20 protein-coding genes and 2 tRNA genes are annotated in these 20,409 nt (G+C 49.3%); 9 read left to right on the top strand and 13 right to left on the bottom strand.

The window, feature by feature from the left end; translation table 11 throughout:
- The first annotated feature begins 116 nt into the window (after positions 1 to 116).
- The 6 genes from CX664_RS11630 (at position 117) to CX664_RS11605 (ending at position 5,528) form a co-directional block, all read left to right on the top strand.
- Positions 117 to 317, top strand: coding sequence for a hypothetical protein (locus tag CX664_RS11630; RefSeq protein ID WP_163370806.1), 201 nt, complete (start codon positions 117 to 119; stop codon positions 315 to 317).
- Positions 318 to 524: 207 nt separating this feature from the next.
- The gene (locus CX664_RS11625) at positions 525 to 863 is read left to right on the top strand and encodes an ArsR/SmtB family transcription factor (RefSeq protein ID WP_101746890.1); all 339 of its coding nucleotides are present in this window, start codon (positions 525 to 527) and stop codon (positions 861 to 863) included.
- A 4-nt stretch (positions 864 to 867) separates the two neighbouring features.
- Positions 868 to 1,875 (top strand): ArsJ-associated glyceraldehyde-3-phosphate dehydrogenase, encoded by a 1,008-nt coding sequence (locus tag CX664_RS11620; RefSeq protein ID WP_101746889.1) that lies wholly within the window; start codon positions 868 to 870, stop codon positions 1,873 to 1,875.
- On the top strand, positions 1,875 to 3,110 hold the full coding sequence (arsJ, locus tag CX664_RS11615; RefSeq protein WP_101746888.1) for an organoarsenical effux MFS transporter ArsJ: 1,236 nt from the start codon (positions 1,875 to 1,877) through the stop codon (positions 3,108 to 3,110). The genes CX664_RS11620 and arsJ overlap by 1 nt, the downstream gene beginning before the upstream one ends.
- 517 nt (positions 3,111 to 3,627) lie before the next feature.
- Positions 3,628 to 4,461, top strand: coding sequence for a hypothetical protein (locus CX664_RS11610; protein ID WP_145999948.1), 834 nt, complete (start codon positions 3,628 to 3,630; stop codon positions 4,459 to 4,461).
- Positions 4,458 to 5,528 carry a hypothetical protein gene (locus CX664_RS11605; RefSeq protein WP_101746886.1) on the top strand — a complete coding sequence of 357 codons (1,071 nt, stop codon included), beginning with the start codon at positions 4,458 to 4,460 and terminating at the stop codon, positions 5,526 to 5,528. The genes CX664_RS11610 and CX664_RS11605 overlap by 4 nt, the downstream gene beginning before the upstream one ends.
- A gap of 156 nt (positions 5,529 to 5,684) precedes the next feature.
- Here CX664_RS11605 and CX664_RS11600 read toward each other — a convergent pair.
- The 11 genes from CX664_RS11600 to gspE all read right to left on the bottom strand — a co-directional run bounded on the left by CX664_RS11600 (position 5,685) and on the right by gspE (position 14,134).
- Positions 5,685 to 5,761 (bottom strand) — tRNA-Asp (locus CX664_RS11600).
- Positions 5,762 to 5,799: 38 nt separating this feature from the next.
- Positions 5,800 to 5,875, bottom strand: a tRNA-Val gene (locus CX664_RS11595).
- Positions 5,876 to 6,025: 150 nt separating this feature from the next.
- Complete coding sequence (gspM, locus tag CX664_RS11590) at positions 6,026 to 6,538, bottom strand: type II secretion system protein GspM (protein WP_101746885.1); 513 nt, start codon at positions 6,536 to 6,538, stop codon at positions 6,026 to 6,028.
- 12 nt (positions 6,539 to 6,550) lie between these two features.
- Positions 6,551 to 7,957, bottom strand: a complete 1,407-nt coding sequence (gene gspL / locus CX664_RS11585; protein WP_101746884.1) for a type II secretion system protein GspL — start codon at positions 7,955 to 7,957, stop codon at positions 6,551 to 6,553.
- Positions 7,954 to 9,048, bottom strand: coding sequence for a type II secretion system minor pseudopilin GspK (gene gspK, locus CX664_RS11580; protein ID WP_101746883.1), 1,095 nt, complete (start codon positions 9,046 to 9,048; stop codon positions 7,954 to 7,956). The genes gspL and gspK overlap by 4 nt, the downstream gene beginning before the upstream one ends.
- On the bottom strand, positions 9,038 to 9,781 hold the full coding sequence (gene gspJ, locus CX664_RS11575) for a type II secretion system minor pseudopilin GspJ (protein ID WP_180966469.1): 744 nt from the start codon (positions 9,779 to 9,781) through the stop codon (positions 9,038 to 9,040). Before gspJ ends, gspK begins: the two co-directional genes overlap by 11 nt.
- 38 nt (positions 9,782 to 9,819) lie before the next feature.
- Complete coding sequence (gspI, locus tag CX664_RS11570) at positions 9,820 to 10,245, bottom strand: type II secretion system minor pseudopilin GspI (RefSeq protein ID WP_180966468.1); 426 nt, start codon at positions 10,243 to 10,245, stop codon at positions 9,820 to 9,822.
- 11 nt (positions 10,246 to 10,256) lie between these two features.
- The gene (gspH, locus tag CX664_RS11565; RefSeq protein ID WP_101746880.1) at positions 10,257 to 10,760 is read right to left on the bottom strand and encodes a type II secretion system minor pseudopilin GspH; all 504 of its coding nucleotides are present in this window, start codon (positions 10,758 to 10,760) and stop codon (positions 10,257 to 10,259) included.
- A gap of 26 nt (positions 10,761 to 10,786) precedes the next feature.
- A complete protein-coding gene (gene gspG, locus CX664_RS11560; protein WP_163370879.1) occupies positions 10,787 to 11,209 on the bottom strand; it encodes a type II secretion system major pseudopilin GspG in 423 nt (140 codons plus the stop codon).
- 138 nt (positions 11,210 to 11,347) lie between these two features.
- Positions 11,348 to 12,568: a type II secretion system inner membrane protein GspF gene (gene gspF / locus CX664_RS11555; protein ID WP_101746879.1), complete on the bottom strand. Its 1,221-nt coding sequence runs from the start codon at positions 12,566 to 12,568 to the stop codon at positions 11,348 to 11,350.
- 30 nt (positions 12,569 to 12,598) lie between these two features.
- Positions 12,599 to 14,134 carry a type II secretion system ATPase GspE gene (gene gspE / locus CX664_RS11550; RefSeq protein ID WP_244910652.1) on the bottom strand — a complete coding sequence of 512 codons (1,536 nt, stop codon included), beginning with the start codon at positions 14,132 to 14,134 and terminating at the stop codon, positions 12,599 to 12,601.
- Between the two features lie 144 nt (positions 14,135 to 14,278).
- On the opposite strand from gspE, the gene CX664_RS11545 reads away from it, so the two are divergent.
- Positions 14,279 to 14,926: a type II secretion system protein N gene (locus CX664_RS11545; RefSeq protein ID WP_163370816.1), complete on the top strand. Its 648-nt coding sequence runs from the start codon at positions 14,279 to 14,281 to the stop codon at positions 14,924 to 14,926.
- 38 nt (positions 14,927 to 14,964) lie between these two features.
- Positions 14,965 to 17,055 carry a type II secretion system secretin GspD gene (gene gspD / locus CX664_RS11540; protein ID WP_101746877.1) on the top strand — a complete coding sequence of 697 codons (2,091 nt, stop codon included), beginning with the start codon at positions 14,965 to 14,967 and terminating at the stop codon, positions 17,053 to 17,055.
- A gap of 101 nt (positions 17,056 to 17,156) precedes the next feature.
- Here the strand turns inward: gspD and CX664_RS11535 are convergent, their stop codons facing one another.
- Positions 17,157 to 18,035: a prenyltransferase gene (locus CX664_RS11535; RefSeq protein ID WP_180966467.1), complete on the bottom strand. Its 879-nt coding sequence runs from the start codon at positions 18,033 to 18,035 to the stop codon at positions 17,157 to 17,159.
- Positions 18,036 to 18,175: 140 nt separating this feature from the next.
- Positions 18,176 to 19,051: an AraC family transcriptional regulator gene (locus tag CX664_RS11530; protein ID WP_101746875.1), complete on the bottom strand. Its 876-nt coding sequence runs from the start codon at positions 19,049 to 19,051 to the stop codon at positions 18,176 to 18,178.
- 165 nt (positions 19,052 to 19,216) lie between these two features.
- Here CX664_RS11530 and CX664_RS11525 point away from each other — a divergent pair, with 165 nt between their 5' ends.
- Complete coding sequence (locus CX664_RS11525) at positions 19,217 to 20,380, top strand: iron-containing alcohol dehydrogenase (protein ID WP_101746874.1); 1,164 nt, start codon at positions 19,217 to 19,219, stop codon at positions 20,378 to 20,380.
- The last annotated feature ends 29 nt before the right edge of the window (positions 20,381 to 20,409 follow it).

Raw genomic sequence — 20,409 nt, 5'->3', positions numbered from 1 at the left:
TTATGGGGCTAAGGCCCCTTTTTTTAACCATTTTTCACCTTTCTCCGGGAAGGGAACTTATTTCATCAAAAAGAGTCTATCTTTCTAGTAAGCCATGCTTGAGAGGACTCCTGATTGTGTTCAATCTGATGAAAATTATCGAGGGAATGTCACCCGTCAGCTGGATGATTGCAGCTTTCTGCCTGCTGTCATGGATTGCTATTATCCACTACTCCGGCAAGGCGACGGAGAAACGCTGGGGAGACAGGGAATCCGGAGCCCTGGTTGGTTTTTTTCTACCCGGCTTTGTCTTTATGGCCATGCTTTATCTTATGTAAATCTAAACTGCCCTTCTCTACCGCCCGAGTAGCAAGCGCCCTCTGAGTCTTCAATAACGAATACCTAATTGAATCAATCCCTCACTCTCCTGCCATAATCAATACCAGCACACAACTACTCAAAAATTGGTGAGCCTGCGCATATTGGACTTGTATTTTATCCGCAGTATGCGAATATTCGCATATCCACATGTTTGAGCAATTTTGATGCTACCCCCTGAGTTCTTCAAAATGATGGCGGATGGAATTCGCCTCCGCTGCCTGCTGCTGATAGCCCGGCAAGGTGAGTTGTGTGTCTATGAACTGGTATCTGCCCTGAATGAGCCACAGCCAAAGATATCTCGACATCTGGCACAAATGCGAAATCACGGTTTGTTAAAAACCCGTCGTAAAGATCAATGGATTTTCTATTCCGTAGCAGAAGGTCTGCCCGGCTGGATGAACAAAATCGTTGACGGCCTTCGCCACTCAAACTGTCTGAAAAGTGAGTACCAGCAGGATACCGATCGGCTGGAATCCATGCCTGACCGCCCTGTTAAGGAGTAAGAAAATGACGATCAAAGTAGGTATCAATGGCTTCGGCCGCATTGGCAGACTTGCCCTGAGAGCCGCATGGCACTGGCCGGACATTGAGTTCGTCAGAATCAATGACGTGGCCGGGAACAGCGCAACACTGGCCCACCTGCTGGAATTTGACTCAGTACAAGGTACCTGGCAGGAAACCATTTCATCGGACGACCGGCATATTGTCATCAATGGTCAGAGTATTGAGTGCTTTCAGGAAAAAGAGATCACTGCCGTAAACTGGTCGGATTGTGATGTGGTGATCGATGCCACAGGTGTTCACAGGGCAACAGCCAAACTTAACCAATATCTTGAGCAGGGCGTTAAACGAGTGGTCGTCACCGCCCCCGTCAAGGAAGAAGGTGTTCTGAATGTGGTTATGGGGGTAAATGATAATCTCTATGATGCCAGCCAGCATCGCATTGTCACCGCCGCCTCATGCACCACCAACTGCATAGCGCCTGTTGTTAAGGTCATTCACGAAAACCTTGGCATTACCCGCGGCGCTATCACCACCGTTCATGACCTGACCAACACCCAGACGATTCTGGACGCCCCCCATAAGGACTTGAGAAGAGCCCGCGCCTGTGGCATGTCCCTGATCCCGACAACAACCGGTTCTGCCACTGCCATCACTCAGATTTTTCCTGATCTGAAGGGCCGGTTGAATGGCCATGCTATCCGAGTGCCGCTGGCGAATGCGTCGATCACTGATATGGTGTTTGACGTATCCCGGGATACTTCGGTGGAGGAAGTTAATCAGCTGTTGAAATCAGCCGCCGGGGATTCACTGAACGGCATCCTCGGTTATGAAGAAAGGCCCCTGGTTTCCATCGATTACCGTGGCGACCAGCGTTCTTCAATTATTGATGCACTGTCCACCATGGTGGTTGACCAGCGCATGGTAAAAATTTATGCCTGGTACGATAATGAAATGGGCTACGCTTGTCGTACGGCAGAGCTGGCGCTAAAGGTTGGCAGAGAGAACGCCTGATGACTGAGACTACCCACGTTGAAAACACCAGGCAGTTCCGGCAACAGCAGATAAGAAATTATGCGCTTATCACCTTCAACTACTGGAACTTCACCCTGACCGATGGTGCCCTGCGCATGCTTGTGGTTCTCCACTTCTATGCACTGGGTTATTCCGGTTTGGAAATTGCCATGCTGTTTCTCTTTTATGAGTTCTTCGGGGTAGTCACTAACCTGCTTGGCGGCTGGCTGGGCGCCCGAATCGGCCTGAACAGAACCATGAATATCGGCCTGTTTATGCAGATCACCGCTTTGCTGATGCTCTCAGTCCCTGCCCAGTTCCTGTCTATACCTCTGGTAATGTTTGCCCAGGCTATTTCAGGCATCGCCAAGGACCTGAACAAGATGAGCGCGAAGACCTCCATAAAAACCCTGGTCAGTAGCCAGCAGACAGGAAAACTCTATCGCTGGATAGCCATTTTGACGGGATCCAAAAATGCCCTGAAAGGTGCAGGTTTCTTTCTGGGCGGTGCCCTGCTCAGTCTGATTGGCTTTCAGAGTGCCATGCTGACCATGTCGTCTGTATTGACCCTGGTACTGGCAGGCAGCCTGATATGGCTGCAAAAAGACCTGGGTAAAGCCCGAAGCAAGCCCAAATTTACCCAGATATTCTCCAAGAGCAAGGCCATCAATACTCTCTCTGCGGCCCGCCTTTTTCTCTTTGCCTCCCGGGACGTATGGTTTGTCATCGCCCTTCCTGTCTCCCTGAGTGCCGTTTTTGGCTGGAGCCACGTGGAAACGGGGAGTTTCATGGCTATATGGGTGATTGGTTATGGCCTGGTTCAGGGTATTGCGCCCAAAATTACCGGGGCTGAGAGTCAGCCTGTCCAGAGTCGCACCGCCCTTGCATTATGGTCAGCAACACTATTACTGGTGTCGGTCCTGCTGGCACTGGCGATCACATGCCGGTGGTATCCACAGTTGAGTCTGATTATTGGCCTACTGATTTTTGGCGGGGTTTTCGCCATCAACTCATCGCTGCACTCTTACCTGATTGTCTCTTTTGCCCGGGAAGAAGGTGCATCCATGGATGTTGGCTTCTACTACATGGCCAACGCCATGGGGCGTTTAACCGGAACCGTGCTTTCGGGATTGGCTTTTCAATGGGGAGGACTGGCAGCCTGCCTGTGGATCTCTTCACTCTTTATCATGCTCACTGCCATCATTTCACTGACGATGCCGGATCATCATCCGTAACACCAATTCTTGCTCAACAGCAGGAAAACCCAACCATCCAACCACCAGCGCCCTCATCATTCATGAGGCGCTGGCTTTTGAAGAATTTGATATTGACCAGATTGTATCAGAGAGGAACTTTTATAAGAACGAGTGGTCTCACACTGTAAACCTTTAATTCTATAATTCAATGACTAATCCCTATTTAACCTCACGCTCCCTGTATGCGGAATTTCAAAAAGCGTATGAGTCTGTTATGTCAGGCAGTGGATTGGTTTTTAAAGCCTGTCCACAACAAAGTAGTTTGGTATTCGGGCTGCGAGTTGGTCAAACTGAACCCAGTAATTATTTCAACAACTTAATTCCATGTAGTGCAAGTCTACATAATCCATTCAGTGATTCCCGCTTTAAAAAAGCGCCCGTCAGGGTTATTTACTCTCAAAGCTCCTCAGTTATTAATATTCATCACAATTCTTGTGAAGTTGCTAATCCATTACCCAATAATCAACATCTTGTTGATCCTCGCTTTGTGCGAGCAATGCCAGTTTCTATCATCAACCCTCGAACAAATAGTGAACAGCTTCAACAAAATATACCTCCCGCAAGAAATGAGTTGTATTTTAACGCTTTTGCTTCCAGCTCTGGTGAATCTCAGCCCCCCTCTCATGATAAGCCTCACCGGAAGGCTAACGCACAGCCCGGGAAAGTAAGCGTTGCCAAACAAACACGGGCTGAGTCCGGAAAAAGAAGCGTTGCCAAACAAGCTCAGGCTAAGCCCTGGAAAGAGATCCCCTGTACCGAGGCCAAGAAAACGAAGACAAACGAACAGGCTGAGAAACGGAAGGCTTACTATAAGACCTGGTCACAGACCGAAAGAGGAAAGGCTGTGAAGCGAGCCTGGGAAAATTCTGAGAAGGGGAAGACTTACCGCAGCGCTTACCGGAAGGCTTACGCACATTCCGAGAAAAGAAAGGCTTACCAGAAGACTTACTCACAGTCCTGGGAGCGGAAGGCTTACCTGAAGGCTTACTCACAGTCCGAAAGAGCGAAAGCTGCCAGACGAGCTTACAGGCACTCCGAAAAAGGGAGAGCTACCCAACGAGCCTGGGAACAATCTCTGAAAAGGAAGGCATACAAGAAGGCTTATTCACAGTCCGAGAGAGGAAAAGCTAGCAAACGAGCTTACGCACAATCCGAAAAGGGGAAAGCCGCCGCCTATCGAGCCCGGAAACAGTCCCTGAAAAGGAAGGCTTTACAGAGTGCTTCCCATGAAGCTTTCAAGCATACCAGTGATCAAGAACGAGAGAAGACCACTGGTAAGCAGACTACCGTTTTATCAGCACAAACATCTGAAGCGACCGATTACAAATGATTCCTTTGATAGCCCTGATTACAGGCAGCGCCAAATCTTTACTGACCGGTGAATTAAGCCCCATCGACTCGATAAATCAGCTTGATATGTCACCGTCTGACATTGCCTCTGCAAAACAGCAGTTACCCATTTACCCGATACCCTCACCAGCAGCACTTTATTTCTCGGCTTCTTGTATTACCCACGACAGTCCCCCAATTAACAGCAAAGAACTTAACGACTATCAAATAGTAGAGCTTGACGAAAACGCGATTCCAGGCTCTTTATCCTGGAGCGAAATAGATACTCAAGACACTGGAAGTATTAGCTCAACAGCCACCGATATGTCAGCCGTAGTGACGCCCGACACCAGCATCAGCATTGAACAGACCTCAGGGCTTCACGATAATTACTCAATGATCAAGAACAGTCCGCCGTCCGATCCCTGGCCACAAGGAATATTGAGTAAGGATGACCATATAAACTACGGTGATTTAAGGGACTGGCTAAATGACTTAAATGGTATCTACGATGAAGAGCCCGTGTTTCGCTCTATTTTTAACCTTCCCTTCCCCTCAGATCAATCTCAACTATTCCCGGATCAAATAAGCACTCACCCAACCTATGGCTGGGTTTTTGATAACTTTCTAACGGACTGGATTAATGACAGGGCAATGCAGGTTATCACACCTGATCCGGGTAAACTTATGGATGACAGCCTTGTCAACGATAACAATCAATCACAACAAACTGAGGCTTCAAAGACATTTGACCAGATATACATTCCCTTTATTGAGAAGTTTGACCGCCAGGATGAAGACCAGGCAAAAGAGTTCTTCCAGAAAATATATGAACTGCTGGCTCCTCTTAGAGGACTTCTGGTTATTGCTATTGCGGGAGTTGATAGAGGAAATAGCAATATTACCAAAGGACAGAGACTTTCGAGGTTGTTAAACCAGTCGGGAATTCCTGCTTCCAATATCAGAGTAATCGAATCACACCGGCACAGTTATGTATTGGCCAAAAGAGGCGAGAACAGGGATCATTTCGAATCCAGCCCCAAACCCTATAGCAAAAGCACCTGCTAACCACCCGTGTGAACTTCGGCAAATTTTTAAACAAACGCACTAATCTTGAAAGACAAAAAAATGGAGAACTCGAAGGGGCAATTCTTCCGCTTTTTCTTTTGCAAACTCTAAAAACGACAAAACCCTTACGACAGGTATCGTAAGGGTTAAGGTGTATGGCGGACCGGACGGGACTCGAACCCGCGACCTCCGGCGTGACAGGCCGGCATTCTAACCGACTGAACTACCGGTCCGCTATCTAGTCTCTAGTTTCAAGATACTAGTTTCTAGCTGGTGGGTGATGACGGGATCGAACCGCCGACCCTCTGCTTGTAAGGCAGATGCTCTCCCAGCTGAGCTAATCACCCTGAGCTTGTGGCCGGTATGATATCGAATCGAGAGATAGTGTCAATCCCTTTTTGCGGTATTTATCTGAACAATCCTCGAACAACAATTTCAAACAACAAGAGCGTCGGATAACAATCATCAAACTCAGGGTAAACCTTATACTGTTTTGTTCAGCCCCCCAGATGGATATAACTCTTTACCCGCCCCTCTTCTTTCAGCTGATCAATACGCACCTGCTGGATGGCAACACCATGCTTTGTTTGCAGCAGGACAAGCCATTTAAGCAGTTTCTGATAGGCCGCATCTTCAACCCAAACCGAGAGACCCTTGCGGTCTGGCTGCACTCTTCCCAGGGTAATACCTGCCTGTTGGGCAACATTGGCAGCTATGGAGGAGAGCTCCTGACGGGGTGAAGCTCTTTGTTGATTTTTCTGCAGGTCACGGGCTTTGGGTAAATTATTGTGTAACCAGGTGTTCATTTCCTGCTGATAGAGATAGTTACTTTTCTGAGCCTTCGACCATTGGCTTACGGGCTCCCAAATCAGCAGATAGATGAGTGCTGTAAACACCAGAGTAAAAAGCAGTTGGAGTATTTTACGATCTCCGGAAGGCCGCATTTCATACCAGGATTTACAACGCTGCCAGTACGGGTTAGCCATGAGCAGGCGATTCAGTTTTTGCATGGTTCCCCCCAATCATCTCCTGATCGTAACTCTGGCAATCACACCGGACTTACCCTGGTTAGCGTTATCCAGCTTACCTTGTAAGCCGGAAGTGTTGAGTTTTTCCAGAAGCTGGTTCACCGTGTCCAACTCACCGGTTGCAAATTCATAGACCAGTTGACCGGTAGCCTCGTTGAAATCCAGATGCCTGGGCTCAAGTTTTACCTTGTCGCCCATGGTGCCAGAAACCCGGGAAAGAGCCTGAAGCATCGATAGAAAAGGGGTTTCGGAGGTTTGAGTATCCAGAGTACGAAAGCGGTGCTCCATTATTTGCTTAACATTAAAAGACATCTGTTGTCGTGCCTGTGCCTGCTGGGCTTGTCGGTCACTGGGGAATACCGCGAGGTAGTTTTTTATGGAATCCCGCCAGAGGGATTCCGACTTATTCTGATAAATCACACCTTCTGTAACTGACAGTCCAAGCTCAAGAATCAGCCAGCAGCCAGCCGCAGCCAACAGGGGCCACCAGCGCCGGATAAATCGCCCGGTTCTTCTCGGGCACTGATAGGCCCCCTGTCGGAAATCAAGCAGCTGATTGTTGCGCCTTGCAGTAAAATAGAGCCCGGCAAAATACTCAAAGACCGAGCCCTTAAGCGGTACCTTATCGACGAGCCAGCCACGCTCAGCAAGCAAACCGGATGTTTCATCCATTCTGGTTGCGGTAACCGCCAGCGTATTGTCAGAGAACATCAATCTGACTTTTGAGGGCAGCTCATTCACTGTTTCAGCAACCGTATTATCGAGAGAGCTGGCCAGAGTATCAGGGAGTTGATGATCTCCCTGATCGGGATGATCCGGAAATACGAAAGGGAGCGCTTCGTAATTCAGGGTAACGCCTTCACGACCGGGTGAGGCCATCATCACCGCATCATTGTCCATTATCAGGCAGGTGTATCCCGGCTCAGCCTTCAGAAACTGCATGTCAGCCAGGATGCTGGTCAGGGGTAACTGATGTTCCGCAAAGAGGGCCAGCAAGGCCTGTAGGGTTGAGTGGGGAATACCGGCGACAGAAACCTGCAAGTCCCTGTCAGGAAAACCATGAACAATATGCATGGTTTCAATATCCTGGGCCAGATGCTCCTCCACCAGATAAGGGAGTGCGGTTGCCAGGTGCTTTTTCTGGCCCGCATTAATCGTCAGGTGTTTATACAAACAAAGCGATCCTCCCAGGAGCAGAATCACCTCATCCGGCAGGCGGCCAACGTCCTCTCGATCTTCAGGCTCGTCAGCACACCATGCAGCCCTGAGCTGATCAATTGCTGTCAGATGGAGTTCTCCGGTCAGAGAGCCTGCCGATGTGAACTTCCCCCACTGGACAACGGTATTGGCATCAACAGAGCTGACTGGAGCAGGCATTCGAACCAATAGTATTTTTTTCATTTATTAGCCCCTGAGTTCCCTGTTAAATCGGCCTTATTAGCAGGAGCCCAATATTGACCCGGCCCGATTTCTCTGCCGATAACCTGCACATGCCCCTCACTGCTTCGGTAAAAAATCGTTTTTAAGTAAAAGGTGGTCTCTCTAAAGGTTGCCTTAATCCGGGCACTGAAATACTGACTGTCGAATACCACCCGTTCATTTTGATTTCTCTCATTAAAAATCCCGGCCTTTCCAGATAGAGCGACAAGCTGATTCAATTCTTCAATATTGGATAACCCGGCATCGCCCCGACGGTTAATGATCATTAAGGCATCCCCTTCGGAGATATTCTTGTTTAACGAGCGGATAACCTCTGGCAGGGCAGTGTTCATATTCATTTTTGATGATCTGGGTATAACCGTAATATATGGCAACAGTTTTTCAACTTCCTCGTTATTAAAACCATCAATTAATATCAATTCCGAGACCGATGTCATTTCAGTCTGTCCGGTTCGTCTTGGGGGAACAAGGGATAGATAGACCTGATCTTCTGTTCCCCGGGAGACACTTTTCTGCTCTTTGTTCATCCAGCGAGCTATGTTGTCGGCCAGTTGCTGGTCCATGGATTGCACTGTCAGCAGATTCTCAAACATTTGCACAGCCGGTGAACCACCTCTTTCAGCCCGCTGTTCACCTGAGGGCTTACTGTCATCAGCAAGCCAGTTCAAATTAAACCGGCTCTGCTCATCCTGAACATGTAACTCGATAACACCCTGTTCTACGTCATAGTTGATGGTTTCTACATTCCACAGCTCATTTTCATGATCCACCATTCGGTTATTCTTTTTATCCTGTTGAAAATCTTGTTCCAGCAGCCATGCGACGTACTGTTCAGCGCCCAGTGCATAGTGTTTTGCCTGGGTTCTTTCCAGATATCGGGCGTTCTTCTCAGTGTGCAGCCAGAGATTCATAACGATCTCAGAAGCGACCGTTGTGATCAGCAAAAAAATCAACAGCACGTAAATAAGAGCAATCCCTGATTGGTGGCATGACGGAAATTTACCGGGCGAAGCCCTGACTGGCTGACGGTTTTCAGCAGGCTCAATAACCATCGACACTATCTCCGGAGCGGCCTCTGGGGTGTGGCCGTATGTTACCCGGCGCGTTATTCCTGTTCTCCTGAGATGGGTCTCCCTCTTTATTGCCCTGATCAGGTTTGTACGTGATCAGCGGAACCACGGTGACCATGGACCCCATCGCCTCATGAACAATGGTTAGCTCCACGGCCGTTGGCACTTGATCTGCGCGTCCTACATTAGCAGCTGACTGCAGGTTCTGTTTTGGAGGCCAGCTGTTTATCCATTCCTTGTGATCATTGCGGAATCGTACTTTCATGCTGTTCACACCAGACAGCACAACCTGACGAATACGAGTAGATTCCGGTGCCCTGTCCAAAGTAGGCCAGTAATAACGGATTAACTGATGACCCTCCACAGCATAAGCCACACGCTGAAGTGTACTTCGTGCTGCCTTCAGGGGGTTTTGCCATCCTGAACGGGTAAACTCCATTAACGTCCTGCCCGGACCCGGTGCTTTCAGCGCAGGCTGTTGCAAACCTTGTTCATCCCTGACCGGTCTTCGGGTTATTTGCAACACGTCTTTTTCCAGAATGATTTCGGCCCGTTGTAATTTATCCATGTCATCCAGCACCAACTGCGTTGCTTCCTGTGCACGGGTGACTGAGATAAACAGCTTATAGGCTGCCGTACTGATCATACTGAACAGTACGATAGCGACCATTAACTCGAGAAGGGTAAAGCCACCCGGGACCTGAACAATGTTCAAGTGTCTACCCATAACCAGGCAAAAACGTTTGTTGAGCATTATGGCCGGGGCCTCCTCAGCCAGGTAGATAACCTTGCCAGGGGAATAGCACCTTTTTCTGGTTCAGACTCACCGATAAATACTTCGACCTGCACCTGTCTGAAATCGGGTGACCCGGTGGATGCCGATGTTTCCCGAACATACCACTGAAAACCGGCATAGCTTTCAATTTGAGGCCTCACTGCCGAACCACTCCAGCGCCCCTCAGCATAAAGTGTATTGAGATAGTGGTCGGCAATCTGCGAAGCCAGTATTTTTTCCTTTTGATATCGGGTCTGGCGAATACTGTTGCCATCAGAAAGAATCAGCATAGAAGCGGCCAGGGCAAATACGGCCAGAGCCACCATAACTTCCAGCAAGGTAAAACCCTGACATCGATTCTGATTTCTGTTGGCTAGAAATCGCCGGTTTAGCCTGTAACTCATATCAACGCCCGTTACTCCCTGACCCATTCAATATCTGACAATCCGTCTGTGCGCAGATAGAGTGACTGTTTGCTGTTGGCAACCGGAACAATGCCGAGCCTGAACGGGGTTACCTGGTAGTCTGAATAGAAAACAACGGATGGATACTGTTCATCCACATCAAAAGGCATGAAATTCTCACTGGACTCAAGGCTCAGGCTTAATGTGTCTGGCAGTAACCTGGGCTGAAAAGGGGATTGCTCCAACTCAGCCCATTCCTGAGTATCTGCCGGTAATACCCACCAGCGGTAATACCCCTCGTTATCAATTGAGAAGCCATAGTGACTATTTTCCAGCAGCGCTTTGTCACGAACCTGGGTAAATAATGCCTGCAATCGTGTCGCTTCTTTCTGCACCACCTTGTGAATGCTGCCGGTTATCGGGCTTAGCAGGGTAATACCCAGAAGAACCCCAATGATGACCACCACCACCAGCATTTCGATCAGGGTAAATCCTTGCTGTTGAGGTGATGCCATTTCCTTGTCCTGTTTGCCAAAAAAACCTAGTTATCCCAGTTCACAATATCAGCATCGAGACCTTCGCCGCCCTCACGGCCATTCGCTCCGAAGGAATAAAGGTCATACTTGCCGTGATTACCAGGTTGTAAATACATGTAGGGATTCCCCCACGGATCCAATGGCACTTTTTTCAGGTACCCTTCGGGATTCCAGTTTCTGGGCTCTGGAGGAGAAGATGGTTTCTGAGTCAGTGCTTCAAGCCCCTGGTCCAGGGTGGGATAAAAACCATTATCAAGCCTGAAAAGCTCCAGCGCCTGAGAAATCGCTTCAATATCCGCACGGGCAACGGTGACCTTTGCCTGATCAGGCCGGGAAAGAATTTTGGGAACCACCATAGCTGCCAGAATTCCCAGAATGACCACCACCACCATAATTTCAATCAGTGTAAAGCCCTGTTCAGCGTGCACTGAATTAGCCGCATCAGGCCCTCTTCTTCTAAGCCGGTTTTTTATCATGTTGGTTGACCTCGATTTTCTGTGAATAGGCCGTTCAGCATTTTTCATCCGGGACGGTTTAACTCTGCTTCAGCCTCCCAGGCTGTCACCTCAATTCAACAGCTGGTTCATATTGAGTATCGGCAACAGGATAGCCAGAACAATCATCATGACCACTCCCCCCATCAGGACCAGCATCAAAGGCTCGAACAGTCCAAGCATGACGGTTATGCGCCCTTCCAGCTCCATCTGCTGATTCTGTGCAGTTCGTTCCAGCATCTGATCCAGCTCTCCGGTTGCCTCGCCACTGGCGATCATATGGAGCATCAGGGGTGGAAAGTAGCCGGTTTCTGCCAGCGCCCTGTTAAGACTGGTTCCTTCACTGACTCGCCGGGCAACATCCTGAACGGCATGTTTGATGGCATCGTTATTAACCACCTGGGCAGCAATCATCAGGGCCTCTACCAGCGAAACCCCACTTCGGGTTAACATGCTCAACGTACTGGCAAAACGGGCCGAATTGGCCGTTCGGACAAATCGCCCAACCAATGGCAAAGTTAGCTGAACCCGATGCCAGGAAAGTCGTGTGGAGGCCTTTTTCAGTAAATGCCGGACAACCACAATAGCCGCAACAATCACACCAAAGATCACCGGCCACCATGTCTGAAACCCCTCACTGGCATTAATCAATAGCTCTGTGATTAATGGCAGCTCCTGACCGGAATCCAGAAAGACCTTGATGACATCCGGCACCACAAATCCCAGCAGGAAGCTGACAATCCCAATGGAAGCCAGCATCAGTATGACCGGATAGACCAGTGCCTGCTGTATTTTCTGACCAGAACGCATTCTGGCCTCAGTGTAGTCGGCCAGACGATTGAGAACACGGTCGAGATAACCAGCATGCTCTCCTGCCGCAACCGTTGCCCGATACATCTGGGGGAAGACTTCCGGGAAGGCTTCCAGGCTTTTGGCCAGGGTATAGCCTTCAAGCACCCGTGAACGAACAGCCAGCAACATATTTTTTATTCGTCGTTTTTCCTGCTGGGCTGCCACACCATTGAGCGCTTCCTCAATAGGCATTGCCGCCTGGACCAGCGTAGCCAGCTGCCGGGTTACCGTAGCCAGCTCAACGGCTGAAATGCCCCGGCGCAGAAAGAAGCTTCTGCCTTCCTCTCCCTGCTGTTTGCGATCGGCAAGTGTATTAACTGACAGCGGTGTCCACTGTTTATCCCGCAGCATCTGGCGAACCTGACGCCCACTGTCCGCTTCCAGGGTACCTTTATGCTGTTTACCCTGATGGTCCAGGGCTATATATTCAAACGCGGCCATAATCCTGAGCCTTTTCTTCAGCAGCCATAATCAGTCTTTCTGGGTAACCCGAAGTACCTCTTCAAGTGTTGTAACCCCTTCCAGCACTTTTCTGCTGCCATCTTCACGGATGCCGGGACTGAACTCACGAACACTGTCCGTAATCTCCTGCTCCCCTTTGAGCCCATGGATCATTCGCCGGACCTGCTCATTAATAACAAAAACTTCATAAATGCCGGTACGCCCACGATAGCCACTGAAATTACAGGCCTTACACCCTTGCGCGTGATACAGCGTTACCCCATCAGAAGCATCAATGCCTAACTGCTGGCATTCGGCATCATCAGGGCTATATGGCAATTTACAGTCACTGCAGAGCACCCTGACCAGACGTTGGGCAATCACCCCAAGTAGACTGGACGACATCAGAAAAGGTTCAATGCCCATATCCTGAAGACGGGTCAGGGCACCGACCGCCGTATTGGTATGAAGCGTGGAAAGTACCAGATGCCCGGTCAAACTGGCCTGTACCGCTATTTCAGCGGTTTCCCGGTCGCGGATCTCTCCGACCATCACCACATCGGGGTCCTGTCGCAGAATAGCTCTCAATCCCCGGGCAAAAGTCATATCGACTTTTGTGTTTACCTGGGTCTGGCCAATCCCTTCCAGGTGATACTCAATGGGGTCTTCAACGGTGAGAATATTTCGGGTCTGGTCATTCAGAAGGGTAAGGCTGGCATATAGAGACGTTGTCTTGCCGGATCCTGTTGGCCCTGTCACCAGAATAATGCCATAAGGTTTTTTCAGCAGTCCTTCGATCAGTGCACGGTTTCGCTCGGTCATACCGAGGTGCCTGAGTTCAAGACGACCTGCTGCTTTGTCCAGAAGCCGGAGAACGACCCGCTCGCCATTACTGGAAGGCAGCGTGGACACCCGGACATCCACCTCCTTGCCGGCCACCCTCAGCGAGATCCGACCATCCTGGGGTACCCGTTTCTCGGCAATATCCAGCCGGGCCATCACCTTGATGCGGGAAACCAGCAAAGAGGCAATGGTTCTTTTAAGTGACAGCACTTCCCTTAACACACCATCCACCCGCAGCCGAACCACGAGTGCCGACTCAAAGGTTTCAATATGCACATCGGAAGCACCTTCCTTGATCGCCTCAGTGAGCAACGCATTAATTAAACGGATAACCGGGGCATCGTCACTTTGTTCAAGCAGGTCTTCCGTGATCGGAACGGCATCCGCCAGACTGGTCAGGTCCGGGTGATCACTGATGCCAGCGGCATCCTGCAATGCCTCTGAACTGTCATTGTGATAGCAGTGAGCCAGCACCTCTGACAGTTTTTCGGCATCGACCTGCTCATAGGCAGGAAAAACACCGGAAAAGCGACTGATTTCAGCAATCAGCTCAGCCGGTGGTGTGTTATGAAAATAGAGTGTGGCTATCCCATTATCATTCTCAATGAGCACAACGCCATGCCTTTTGGCAAAACTAAAAGGCAGTCTTGGTAAAACGCTGGCTTCACTTTCAGCATCATCTTCGGTGTCATAGTCAGCGGTCAGAGGTGTAGCCAATATCATGAACTCCTTAAATCAAAAAGGAAGCACCCGGGAGGCGGTTAGGCCTTTCCTTTTTGAAAAAACTTATTTCTTTAAAAAACAAAACTCTTATGCTTTTATTTAGAGTAAAGAATAGCCTATTCGTTAACTTCAGAAGATATGACCATGAAACCAGTGGTTTTCACCACATTTCTGCAATGGGGGCATAAAAATAATCGGAACCTTATCATTCTGATTATTTTCATCGTCATGATCCTTAGCCTCAGTTTTCAAGCATTTCACTTTTATCAAATCGTCAGCAGCGAACCCTTGAAAAATAGTGTTAATAATAAAACTATCGTTTTGAAAAACTCCTCAACCATCAAACATGAAGACTTTGAGCTGATTTTTGGTTTTAGTGACAATCAGGAAATAACTCAAAACAATAAAGAGATCCCCATAACAAAAATGAACCTGATTCTCAGAGGGGCACTCTCAGGCATTGAAAACAAAAAGTACGCAAGTGCAATTATTCAAATAGCCAACCAGGACAAGTTATATGAAATTGGTGACGCACTTCCCGGAGGTGCCATTCTGAATCAGGTTTATTCCGATCACATTGTCATTAAACGGGGTAACCAGCTTGAAAAACTATACTTTCCGGAAACAGCCAGAGATTCCAGAGCCTTTCAGGAATTCAGGCCTGTGGCGGAAGACATCCCCGAGTCAATGGAGCAGCGTCCGGGCAACCATGATTATCCGGATGATATGTCTCTTGAACAGCGAATGCAGGACCTCAGGGAGAAGCTGCAGGACGCCAGTCAGGAACTGTAATGACAACAATGACAAACTGCTGAGTTAATGGTCACATCATGAACACCAGAGCGCTACTCTTTTTACCACGTTTACCACACTCTCATAACAGAAAGTTAATCAGAGCCATTCCTCTGGTGCTGATGATGGCTGTCACCCCACTGTTTGCCAGCAAGGTAAATACCGGCTTACAGCCTGCTGCCAATAACACCGTACCGGTGCCCAATGATAAGCTCTGGACACTGAATCAGCAGAATGCCGATATCCGTGAATTTATCACCCAGGTGGCCAAAATAACCGGAGAGACATTTGTTATCGATCCTCGGATTAAAGGTGGCAATACCGTTACCGTCATTTCCAGCAAGCCATTGAGCCGGGATGAGGTCTACGATGTTTTCCTGGAAGTCCTCTCCGCTAATGGTTATACCGTCATTCCCAAGGCCGATGGCCATATTATTAATGTTGTCCCCACAGCCACGGCAAAAACCAGCAGCCCCGGAGACACTCAGAAGCCCATTGATGGCGTGATGACCACCAGGGTTGTCGATCTGCACAGCGTATCCGCTGTCGAAGTCATCCCGATTATTCGCCCCCTGATTGCCCAGTATGGACACGCTGCTGCATCTGCTTCCAGTAATGCGGTCATCATCAGTGACCTTGCCGATAATGTTGAGCGCATCACCAAACTGATACGGGAACTGGATGATGCCGGCAATAACGACTACGAAGTCATCCAGCTGAAACACGCCTGGGTGGGGGATGTCTCAAAAATAATCTCGGATACCCTGGTCACCGGCAAGGGACAGCTACCCAGCGGGCTCCAGGTGATCGCCGATGAGCGAAGCAATCGTCTGGTGGTTAAGGGCAATGCCAGCAAACGGGCACGGGTCAGAAAACTGGCTGACACCCTTGATAAGGAAGGTATTCGAAAATCGACCACCAAAGTCATGTTCCTGAGTTTTGCCGATGCCAAAAACATTGCGGAAATTCTTTCGGAAGCCTCAGGCATTATTCAGGACAGTCAGGGAAAGAGAACCGCTGCAACGCCATCGTCACCGGTTGCATCAAGCTCAGTCTCTCCCGGCTCATCAAACCAGTCCTCTTCCCAGGCCACCACCAAGTCTGGGGCCAAAAGCAAGTCCGCAGCCACGACGGCGTTTGTCAAAGCAGATGAAACCCAGAATGCCCTGGTTATGATTGCCGACCCGGAAACCCTTCAGGAGATGGAGAAAATTGTCCGCCAGCTTGATGTGCCCAGGGCCCAGGTGTTACTGGAGGCCGTTATTGTTGAAGTATCTGGTGGGATTAATGATGCGCTGGGTGTTCAATGGGGCATTGATGGGACTAACACGATCCGTGGTACATCCGATTCAGGTAACATTATTAAAAGCAGCATAACCGGGCATATTCTGGATGATAAGCCTAGTATTGCCCTCGGATCCCTGGCGCTGCGCGCTGATAACTTCGGTGTTCTGGTCAGTGCGTTAAGCGCAAAGTCCAATAACAATATCCTCTCTACCCCCAGTATGCTGACCCTGGATAATGAAGAGGCAGAGCTGATTATCGGCAAAAATATTCCCATCAAAACCGGCTCATATCAGACGTCATCCAGTGGCAATAGTAATAACCCTTTTACCACCACTGAACGCAAGGATGTGGGGCTAAAACTCAAGATCACCCCCCATATCAACGAAGGCAACAGCCTGAGACTAATGCTGGAGCAGGAGGTTTCTTCACTGGATGTGGGCACCACCAAACAGCTGCTTGGCTCCGATAGCAATGACCTGCTGTTCAATACCCGCTCCCTGAAGACCTCGGTACTGGTGGATGATGGACAAACCGTCGTTATTGGTGGACTGATTGAAGACATCAAATCCAAAAGCAGGAAAAAAGTGCCACTGCTTGGGAGCATCCCGATTTTGGGCAACCTCTTCCGCTATAACCAGAGCGGCGATGAAAAAAAGAACCTGATGTTGTTTATCCGCCCCACCATCATGCGTAATTCGGAAACACTGGTAAAAGCGACCCGGGATCGATTCACCAAGCTGAAGCTTATCGGTAATGGCAACGCCAGACAGGCTATTAACCTTCCGAACCGACCCGAGGAGTTATTTGATGCAAAAACCTATGACCTGAGAAACAAGGACTGACGGTAATGGCCTGTATTGTGCCGAAACTCAAGCGGGGTTTTAAGAAACCCGATAAACGGCATAGGGTTTCTTGTATTTCAGAGCACCTTACGCCCTCTCTCTTAAAAAACAATTGAAAGCATAAAGCCCAGGCCAAAGATGATAAAAAAACGTCCTGTCAGAGGAGGCAAACGAACCATCTCAGCATCACCGGAATGGTTGGCAAGCAGTTTGAGCGGCGCAATGGCAAAAGGCAGCGCTATCAGCAGATAAAGCGGGTTATCCAGCTCTCCCAAATAGTACAACATAAAACTGAGAGGAAACCCTGTCAGCAAAAGCACGGCATAAAGGCATTTCGCTGGAACCAGTCCCATACGAACGGTTAACGTGCGAATATTGTGACTGATATCATCCAGGTAATCCCGGATCTCATTGGACAGCAACAACGCAGAAGCCAGCAAACTCACCGGAATCGACATCCAGACCACTTCATTATTCCAGTACCCTCCAACGGCATAAAAGGCACCACTGACCATCAGCACACCAGTGAACAGAAATACTGCCGGCACCCCCCAGCCGCGATTTTTATAGACAATGGGTTCACCGGTATAAAAATAACCGCCGACGACACCAAAGACACCAAGCAACAATAACGGCCAGCCAACATCGATTACCAGCAATAGTCCCATCATGCAGGCAATCAGGGCACAAACCCCCGCCAGGATAAAGTTTCGATGAATCTGCTTAACCACCTGCCTCGCCAACTCTCCAGAACGTTTTTTCCACAACACCAGATCAGCATGGTCATTGGCAAGATTGCTGGCAGCCTGAAGCAATACGCCAGCCAACATAACCAGCAGTGCTCTGCACCAGTCGCCAACACCCTGCTGATAAGCCAATACCACGCCAAGGCCGCAGGTTACCAGGGCGACAGAATATGAGAAAGGGCGTAGAGCTCTGGCAAGTCGATATTTGTCCGGATTCAGATCAAGGGCATCCACTGGCAGGCTCCTGAGAAAAAAGCGCGAGGATAAGGAAATTTCACGACGATGGCTATAAGAACACCAGAAAAAGGCAGCATTGAAATTGAATGTAACTTCCGACAATGGCTAATAATCAACCCTGCCACCACCTGACAAAATCAGGCTGCCGCACATGCCTGAGGTGTTAACCCAAAGTAACGTTTAAATTCCCTGCTGAATTGCGTTGGGCTCTCATAGCCAACCTCTGCAGCTGCCTGCTTTACTCTGACCCCGTGATCCTGTAACAACTCTCTGGCCCGACTCAGGCGCAGTTTCTTCAGGTACTGAATAGGCGACGATGATGTCATAAACCGGAAATTACGATGGAAGGTTGATGGACTCATATTAGCCATAGAGGCCAGGTGCCCAACATCAAGGGACTGATCATAATGCTCGTGCATATACTTCATTGCCCGCTCCAGACGGGCAATGTGCGTATTGTGTCTGGCCAGGGCAAATAATGGTGCGGCCTGCTCCCCGTTAAGAACATGAAAAAGCAACTCTTGCACCAGCCCTTTTCCCAAGGCTTCACTCTCCAGCGGCGAGTGAAGGCACTGAGCCAGCCTTAACACCGTTGCTGAGAAAGCATCCGTCACCGGGCTGACATATAAACTGCTTCGTGCCTCTAACAGATCTTCCATGGTGTCTGTCGCCTGTTGATGGTGGTCGAACAATCGCACCAGCGGATGCAACAGGCTGATATCAATATCGACCAGCATGGATAACAATGGCTTATCTTCAGCAACAATGGTTTCGCATTCCGCAGGAATAGGCAAAGTCAGTACCAGATAGTTATCCGGATTATATTCATAAGCCTGCTGCTCCAGGTAAATCCGTTTTGCACTCTGGGCTACAATGAAAATGCCCTGACTATAGCATAGTGGCTCACGTTCTCTGGATTCGCTGGCTTTAAAAACGCCAACGCCGGGAATATGGGTTTTGTTATAGCCCTCTTCTTTGGCCAAAGGAGAGAGGGTCTGGGCTAATGGCGTCATGTCTTATCTTCTGATCGGTAATTTAGGCACAGCATAGCTTCACCCAATACATAAAAAAACCACCACTGATCGTTTTAGGCATGACTTTGCTAGTTATGGCTATTCTATTCCTGCACAGAAAGGATAATCTACGCTAGCTAGGATATTTCATGAGGAAGAATCGCAATGATGAATTTTAATTATCAAAACCCAACCCACATTGTGTTTGGCCAGGACCGTCTGCAGGAACTGGATCAACTGGTACCGGCTAATGCCAAAGTACTGGTCCTTTACGGCGGTGGCAGTGTTAAGAAATTCGGTACCCTGGAAAAGGTGCTGGCCGGATTAGGTAACCGTGAAGTTTTTGAGTTCAGCGGTATCGAGCCAAACCCAACCTTTAACACCCTGATGAAAGCTGTTGAGATCGTCCGCGCTGAAAACATTGACTTCCTGCTGGCGGTTGGCGGCGGCTCTGTCATGGATGGCACCAAGTTTGTTGCCGCAGCGGCACCTTATGAAGGTGACGAAGTGGATCTGCTCAAGGCAGGTTTTGCCGGTGCGCCGATCACCTCCGCCATTCCACTGGGTACGGTTGCCACCTTACCGGCCACAGGTTCTGAGATGAACATGGGTGCCGTTATTTCTCACGACATTGGCAAATTGCCGGTTATGAGTCCACTGCTCTACCCTCAGTTTTCCATTCTGGATCCATCACTGACCTTCACCCTGCCACCGGTGCAAATCGCTAATGGTGTAGTGGATGCCTTCGTTCATGTACTTGAACAGTATGTTACCTACCCTGTTGACGCCCGGATTCAGGATCGTATGGCGGAAGGTATTCTGAAAACGCTGATTGAAGTGGGCCCGGTAACGCTGGCTGAGCCAGACAACTACGATGCCCGTGCCAACCTGATGTGGAGTGCCACTTCGGCCCTGAATGGCTATATTGGTGTCGGCGTTCCCCAGGACTGGGGCACCCATATGATTGGCCACGAGCTGACTGACCTGTTTGGCCTGGACCACGCCCAGAGTCTGGCAGTGGTTCTGCCATCCCTGTGGAAGCTGCGCAAAGATAAGAAGCGGGCAAAACTGGTGCAGTATGCAGAGCGCGTTTGGGATATCAGAGAAGGTAGCGACGATGAAAAGGTTGATCTCGCTATTGAAAAAACCCGCGATTTCTTTGAATCCCTGGGTGTAAAAACACGACTGTCGCAGTATGGTGTTGAGCATAACCAGATTGAGAACGTGATCAAGGCTCTGGAAGCCCATGGCATGACGGCTCTGTCAGAGACCGGTGACCAGGATCTCAATACTTCCCGTGAAATCCTTGAAGATGCTTACGCAGCCTGAACTCTGATCCAGTATTTTCCATCACAAAA

Origin of the sequence: Endozoicomonas acroporae (assembly GCF_002864045.1) — a bacterium.
GTDB classification, from domain to species: Bacteria; Pseudomonadota; Gammaproteobacteria; order Pseudomonadales; family Endozoicomonadaceae; genus Endozoicomonas; species Endozoicomonas acroporae.
This window is presented reverse-complemented; position numbering and strand designations above follow the sequence as displayed.

Bases quoted from the DNA above. Each gene is read 5' to 3' on its own strand.
- CX664_RS11625 (WP_101746890.1), top strand. From the start codon at position 525: ATGCTACCCCCTGAGTTCTTCAAAATGATGGCGGATGGAATTCGCCTC.
- CX664_RS11620 (WP_101746889.1), top strand. From the start codon at position 868: ATGACGATCAAAGTAGGTATCAATGGCTTCGGCCGCATTGGCAGACTT.
- arsJ (WP_101746888.1), top strand. From the start codon at position 1,875: ATGACTGAGACTACCCACGTTGAAAACACCAGGCAGTTCCGGCAACAG.
- CX664_RS11610 (WP_145999948.1), top strand. From the start codon at position 3,628: ATGCCAGTTTCTATCATCAACCCTCGAACAAATAGTGAACAGCTTCAA.
- CX664_RS11605 (WP_101746886.1), top strand. From the start codon at position 4,458: ATGATTCCTTTGATAGCCCTGATTACAGGCAGCGCCAAATCTTTACTG.
- gspM (WP_101746885.1), bottom strand. From the start codon at position 6,538: ATGCAAAAACTGAATCGCCTGCTCATGGCTAACCCGTACTGGCAGCGT.
- gspL (WP_101746884.1), bottom strand. From the start codon at position 7,957: ATGAAAAAAATACTATTGGTTCGAATGCCTGCTCCAGTCAGCTCTGTT.
- gspK (WP_101746883.1), bottom strand. From the start codon at position 9,048: ATGGTTATTGAGCCTGCTGAAAACCGTCAGCCAGTCAGGGCTTCGCCC.
- gspI (WP_180966468.1), bottom strand. From the start codon at position 10,245: ATGAGTTACAGGCTAAACCGGCGATTTCTAGCCAACAGAAATCAGAAT.
- gspH (WP_101746880.1), bottom strand. From the start codon at position 10,760: ATGGCATCACCTCAACAGCAAGGATTTACCCTGATCGAAATGCTGGTG.
- gspF (WP_101746879.1), bottom strand. From the start codon at position 12,568: ATGGCCGCGTTTGAATATATAGCCCTGGACCATCAGGGTAAACAGCAT.
- gspE (WP_244910652.1), bottom strand. From the start codon at position 14,134: ATGATATTGGCTACACCTCTGACCGCTGACTATGACACCGAAGATGAT.
- CX664_RS11545 (WP_163370816.1), top strand. From the start codon at position 14,279: ATGAAACCAGTGGTTTTCACCACATTTCTGCAATGGGGGCATAAAAAT.
- gspD (WP_101746877.1), top strand. From the start codon at position 14,965: ATGAACACCAGAGCGCTACTCTTTTTACCACGTTTACCACACTCTCAT.
- CX664_RS11530 (WP_101746875.1), bottom strand. From the start codon at position 19,051: ATGACGCCATTAGCCCAGACCCTCTCTCCTTTGGCCAAAGAAGAGGGC.
- CX664_RS11525 (WP_101746874.1), top strand. From the start codon at position 19,217: ATGATGAATTTTAATTATCAAAACCCAACCCACATTGTGTTTGGCCAG.